Genomic DNA, 7,168 nt, shown 5'->3' on the forward strand with positions numbered 1-7,168 from the left:
ATTACTCCGTCATCAACTATGTCAGAGCATGTAGACCAATGGGCATCATACGGGAAGGAAAACTTATTTGGAACACAAGTGAAAGTTGTAGAAATGCAGTCAGAAGCCGGAGCAGCAGGAATTGTACACGGTTCATTACAAACTGGAGCTTTGACTACAACATTTACTGCATCTCAAGGATTACTATTGAAAATACCTAATATGTACAAAATAGCAGGAGAATTATTACCAGGAGTAATGCATGTAGCAGCAAGAGCTATTTCAACACAGGCATTATCAATATTTGGAGATCATCAAGATATTTATTCAGCTAGAATGACAGGTTGGACAATGTTTGCAACAAGTTCGGTTCAAGAAGTGATGGACCTAGCAGGAATTGCACATTTGGCAGCAATTAAATCAAGAGTACCTGTTCTGCATTTTTTTGATGGTTTCAGAACATCACACGAAATAAATAAAGTGGAAGTTATGGATTATGATTTTCTTGAAAGTCTACTCGATAAAAAAGCAGTTAGAGAATTTAGAGAAAGAGCATTAAATCCAGAAAATCCAGTGACTAGAGGAACAGCACAAAATGATGATATTTATTTCCAGGCAAGAGAAGCTCAAAATAAATTTTATGAAGCTGTACCTGATATTATAAACGACTACATGAAAAAAATTAGCGAAAAAACAGGAAGACATTATGCACCATTTGTTTATTACGGAGCTGAAAATGCTGAAAGAGTTATTGTTGCAATGGGTTCCGTAAACGAAACTATTAAAGAAGTTGTAGATTATTTAAATAAAAAAGGAGAAAATATAGGAGTGCTAAATGTTCACTTATACAGACCTTTCTCAAGCAAATACTTCTTTGATGTAATGCCAAAAAGCGTAAAAAAAATTGCTGTACTTGACAGAACAAAAGAACCAGGAGCATTAGGAGAGCCATTATATATGGACGTAAAAGCACTTTATTATGGAAAAGAAAATGCACCTGAAATTGTAGGTGGAAGATATGGATTATCATCAAAAGACACAACACCTGAACAAATTGTAGCAGTATTTAAAAATATTGCACAAAAAGAGCCTAAAAATAATTTCACAATAGGAATTGTTGATGACGTTACATTTACATCACTTGCACTTGAAGAAGAAGTTTTCACAGGAAATGAAGATGTGAAAGAGTGCTTATTTTATGGACTTGGTTCAGATGGAACTGTTGGAGCTAATAAAAATTCGATAAAAATTATTGGAGATAAAACAGACTTGTATGCACAAGGTTATTTTGCGTACGATTCTAAAAAAGCAGGAGGAGTGACAAGATCACATTTGAGATTCAGTAAAGATCCAATTCACTCAACTTACTTAGTTACAAGACCAGGCTTTGTAGCTTGTTCAGCACCTGCATATCTTGGAAAATACGATATGATTTCTGGATTGAAAGAAGGAGGGACGTTCCTATTAAACACAATTTGGGATAAAGAAAGATTAATTCCAAGTATTCCAAACGAAATCAAAAGAGAATTAGCTAGAAAAAAAATTAAATTTTTTATTATAAATGCTACAAAATTAGCTAAAGAAATTGGGTTAGGAAACAGAACAAATACAATTATGCAATCAGCCTTTTTCTATCTTTCAGAAGTAATTCCGCATGAAGAAGCGAAAGAGTATATGAAAGAATATGCTCAAAAAAGTTATGGAAGAAAAGGAAAGGACATAGTTCAAAAAAACTGGGATGCTATTGACAGAGGAATTGATGGTTTAGAACAAGTAGAAGTATTGCCAGAATGGGCAGACCTTGAAGTAAACGAACAAATTATTGAAGCGGCGAAACCTGACTTTATAAAGAAAATCGTAGACCCAATTAACCATATGAAAGGTAACGAATTACCAGTTTCATCAATCATAGAAACAGGAATGGTAGACGGAACTTTCCAACCAGGGACTGCAAATTACGAAAAAAGAGGAGTAGCTTCAGAAGTTCCAGAATGGCAACCAGACATGTGTATACAATGTAATCAATGTGCTTACGTTTGTCCACATGCTGTAATACGACCATTTTTATTAGATAAAGAAGAAATGGAAAAAGCTCCTGAAGGAATGCCAACAATAAAGGCTTTGGGACGTGGAATGAATGAGTTGAATTATAAAATTCAAGTATCGCCTTTGGATTGTACAGGATGTAGTGCTTGTGTGGATGTGTGTCCTGCACCACGTGGAAAAGCGATTGTTATGAAATCTACTCAATCTCAAATTGAAAAAAATGAAATTGAATATACAGATTATTTATTTAACAATGTTTCATATAAAGATAAAATTTTAGGAAAAAATACAGTAAAAGGTTCACAATTTGCAAAACCATTATTTGAATTTTCTGGAGCTTGTGCTGGTTGTGGAGAAACGCCGTATATTAAATTAGTAACACAATTATTCGGAGAAAGAATGATAGTGGCAAATGCAACTGGATGTTCTTCAATTTACGGAGCTTCTACCCCGTCAACACCTTATACAACTACTCAAAGTGGTTGTGGACCTGCATGGGCATCTTCATTATTTGAAGACAATGCTGAATATGGATACGGAATGTTCCAAGCAATAAACACAATTCGTCACAGAATTTTAAAGAGAATGGAAGAAATAAAAGAAGACGTTTCACCTGAACTTATTGAATTATTTGATAAATTTTCAGAAAATTTTGATGATGGAGATAAAACTACAGAAATACGTGATGAATTAGTAGTAGCATTAGAAAAAGAAAATTCTAAAAATATGAATGAAAAAGTAAAAAATAATATTTCTGAAATATTAGAATTAAAACAATACTTAATCAAAAAATCTATTTGGATGTTTGGTGGAGATGGATGGGCCTATGACATAGGATTTGGTGGACTTGACCATGTTCTAGCCTCTGGAGATGATGTAAACATACTTGTACTTGATACAGAAGTTTACTCAAATACAGGAGGTCAAGCATCAAAATCTTCAAGAACTGGAGCAGTTGCAAAATTCGCAGCCTCAGGAAAACCGGCCAAGAAAAAAGATTTAGCCGCAATATTGATGACCTACGGAAATATCTACGTTGCTAAAGTGTCAATGGGAGCAAATCAAAACCAAACACTAAAAGCAATAAAAGAAGCGGAAGCATATCCGGGACCATCAATAGTAATAGCTTATTCACCTTGTATTGAACATGGTATAAAAGCAGGTATGGGTAAATTCCAAACAGAAGAAAAATTAGCAACAGAAGTAGGATATTGGCCAATTTTCAGATTTGATCCAAGATTAGTTGAAAAAGGTAAAAATCCATTGCAATTGGATACAAGAAATCCAGCTTGGGATAAATATGAAGAATTTTTACTAGGAGAAAGAAGATATGCAACTTTGGCTGCAGAATTTCCTGAAAAGGCAAAAGAATTGCTGGAAACAAATTTGAAAAATGCCAAAGACAACTGGAATTATTATAAGAGAATGGCAGCAATGGATTATTCAATAGAAGAATAAATCTATGATTTTGATTAAAATAAAATTTAAATTTTTTAATATAAAAATCCCCTTTATTTTAGGGGGTTTTCTTATTTTGGTAAAATATTTGAAGTAGGTGGCATTTATTTTGGTAAAAAAATGTGGTAAAATTATTAAGTATTTAAGTTAATATTTTTTATTATAGAGTGGTTATTTTAATTAATAAATTTTTTTTTATGTAAAGGGGAACGGTTGCCATTTTCCTTAATAGCTTAAAATAGACATTCTAAAATAATTAATATTTGAATACAAAAAAACTGTAATTATAAAAATAAAGTTTAAAATAAGAGGGGAAAAATTATGAGAAAAACTAAATGGGCTACAAAAATTATTCCTAATCCGCGACAGGAAAGAGAATATATTGAAAGAGACAATAAACAAGACATTGATGACAAAACAAAAAAGATAAAAAAAAGTGGAAATAAGAAACAAATTATGGAAAGTTCGACTTTAGATTGCTTGCTTGATAGCGATATTTTGAAAATACTTTATTCACGGGGCATAACAACTGAAAAGGAAGTGATTGAATTTTTAAATCCTAAAATGGAAAATATTCAGAATCCTTATGGCCTAAAAGATATGGAAAAGACAGTTCTGGAAATTGAAAAGGCAATAGAGGAACAGAAAAATATTTGGATATTTGGGGATTATGATGTAGATGGAATTACCTCAACTTCGATTTTATATATGGCATTGAAAGAGCTTGGAGCTGAAAATGTGAATTATTATATTCCAATTCGAGATGAAGGATATGGGCTAAATAATGAGGCTTTGAAAAAAATAAAGGACTCGGGAGCAGATTTAGTAATTACTGTAGATTGTGGAATTACAGCATTTCCTGAAGTAGAGTTTGCAAATTCTATAGATTTGCCAATAATTATTACAGATCATCATAATTTACATGGAGGCAAGATTCCAAAGGCTGTTGCAGTTGTGAATCCAAAACGTCCTGAAAATGAGTTTTCCTTTGAGTTTTTAGCGGGAGTTGGAACTATTTTTATGGTAATTCTTTGCCTTTATGAAAGAATTGGGAAAAAGGTAAAGGCATATAAGTACTTGGATTTGGTGGCAATTGGAACGGTCGCAGATATTGTGCCGCTTACTTGTGAAAATAGAATCTTGACAAAATTTGGACTGGAACAGCTTAGCCGTTCTAAAAATAAAGGCCTTAGATTTTTATTATATAAATTATTTAGTAAGCAAAATTCGGATTTTAATGAGAAAACGGAATATAGTTCGTATGATGTTGGATTTATTATAGCCCCTGTCTTTAATGCGGCTGGAAGGCTTAAAGATGCTAAAATGGTTGTAAAATTGCTAATTTCTGATAATGACAGGGAAATTGAGATAATCGTAAAGGAACTTATTAATAAGAATTTTGAGCGAAAAGAACTGCAGAATGAAATTGTGGAAAAAGTGGAAAAGCACATTGAAGAAAGTGATTTGAAGGAAGATTATGTAATTGTAGACTATTCACCTGAATATCACCACGGAGTAATTGGTATAGCGGCTTCCAAAATTGTAGATAAATATTACAAGCCTGCGATTATTATTGAAGTGAAGGAAGATGAAGGAATAGCAGTTGGATCGTGCCGAAGTATAGGTGATTTTAATATTTTGGAGGCGTTGCAGTCGATGCCTGAACTTTTTTTGAAGTTTGGAGGACATTCTGGAGCGGCTGGATTTACGATTGGAATAAAAAATTTGGAATTATTTAAGGAAAAAATAAATAAATTTGCAAGGACAAAATTGAAAGAAGAGGATTTTGTAAAAATAATAGAAATTGATAAGCAAATTCCAATTCAAAAGATTTCTTATGAATTCTTTCAAGTGATAGAGCTTTTAAAGCCATTTGGTTTTGGAAATCCAATGCCGACTTTTAGAACGAATAATGTGCTTTTTGAAAATATAAAGTTCATTGGAGAAAATAAAAATCATATAATGTTTGATATAAAGCAAAAAGGATTTTTTAGCAGAAATGCTGTCTGGTTCAATTCTGGAGAATATTTTAAGAAACTGAATGAAAATCTGTTTTATGATATCGTTTACAAGTTAAAGACAGAAATGTTTCAAGACAGGTATTATACGAAGGTGTATATTGAAGATGTAAAAGTATCGCAGTTAAAAGATGATACTTTTTCCTATTATCATTCTCTTTTTAATACATCTTTTCCAATGAAGTCAATTTTTTATACAAATATTGAACTGGATTTAGAAAAGCAAATTACCATGAAAATGGAATTTGATCAAGTTTCGCTTTTTCAAGGAAGAAAATTTATTGGACGGCTTGACTATGGAATTTCCAATTTGCTAATTTTATTAAATCAATATTATAATTGGAATTTTATTGTAAAAATTAAGGATGTGAAGCAAACTGCAAGTCATAATATTGTGAATATTTTGATAAAAAGAGATTATAGCTTTAAATGTTATGATCATACTCAAATTGGGATTTTTAAAAAAATAAAAGAATTTTTAATTGGAAAAATGGAATATAATTCTCAGACTAAAAGTTTGCTTTCACAATTTTTTAGACAAAATAAAAACTTAATTGTAAAAAATATATTTAATGAAGATGAAAAATATAAATATAAAATGTCAAATTTTGAGAATTTTCTGCTTACAATTGGGATTTATTATAAAAAAATGACTGATAAAAAAAGTCAAATTGTAATAGATTCTGAGAAAAAGCCAGTTTTTAATAATTTTATAAAATCATATTTTGATATAAATGAAGAATATTCAGAAAATGATTATCCATTTACATTATTTTACAATTATAAAAATACACAAGAGCTAGAAAATATTATAAAAACAGATTTTAGCCTGCAAAATGAAATTGATTACGGAATTCCTGAAAATATTCAAAATTCTGAAGTTAATGAAGATAATGAAAATTTTGAAACTAAAAAAGAATTAAAACAGCTGGAATATAAAAAAATTGAAAAAATTGAATTAAAAAATAATATTGAATTAGAAAATAGTCAATTAGAAAACCAAGATGAAAGCCAAGAAAGAAAAAATCAAAATATAGAAAATGATACAGAAAGTCAAACTAAAATTGCTGAAAATTTAAGTGAAAATCAAAAATTAATAAAAAGATTTTGTGTGATAATAAACTCTGAAGATTTTATAATAAAAACAGAAAACTTGGATAAAAATAATATTAAAGAGACAAGCATTCAAATAAAAGTTCCTAAAAATATAGTATTTTTACAGGATTCTACAAAAAAAGAAAGAAAAAGTGCAAAAAATATTTTTGTGGAATATTTACCGTTTAAAGAAAAAATTAAATTAAAAAAATTATTAAAAGATGGAGAGAAAATTTTTTCTGACTATTCTATAAATGAGATTTTGTAAAAAATAGGAGGATGTATGGAAAAATTAAAAAAAGCAATTTTAGTTTATAATCCAAAATCTGGGAATGCTAATACGATTTTAAGTAATTTTGATTTGATTACGACAAAACTGCTGAAAAAAGGGATTACTTTGACACTTTATAGCATAAGTTGGGATTATGATTTGTTTACAGAAATTTTGAAAAATGAAAAATATGATATTTTAATTTTATCTGGTGGAGATGGAACTTTGAGTCGTTGTTTGAGCGAAGACAGAGTAAAAAATATAGGGGCAGCCAAAATAACATAATAAAATATTTTTAGCT

Annotated in this window: 3 protein-coding genes; all 3 read left to right on the forward strand. The window is 30.2% G+C overall.

Features of this window, described 5'->3' with window-relative positions; genetic code table 11:
* Positions 1 to 3,483: pyruvate:ferredoxin (flavodoxin) oxidoreductase (gene nifJ, locus ACO409_RS09835; protein ID WP_485556832.1), on the forward strand; the 3,483-nt coding region annotated here is incomplete at its 5' end.
* 321 nt (positions 3,484 to 3,804) lie between these two features.
* A complete protein-coding gene (gene recJ / locus ACO409_RS09840; protein WP_485556834.1) occupies positions 3,805 to 6,864 on the forward strand; it encodes a single-stranded-DNA-specific exonuclease RecJ in 3,060 nt (1,019 codons plus the stop codon).
* 15 nt (positions 6,865 to 6,879) lie between these two features.
* Positions 6,880 to 7,152, forward strand: a complete 273-nt coding sequence (locus ACO409_RS09845; protein WP_485556836.1) for a diacylglycerol kinase family protein — start codon at positions 6,880 to 6,882, stop codon at positions 7,150 to 7,152.
* The last annotated feature ends 16 nt before the right edge of the window (positions 7,153 to 7,168 follow it).

The organism is Leptotrichia sp. (assembly GCF_057270615.1).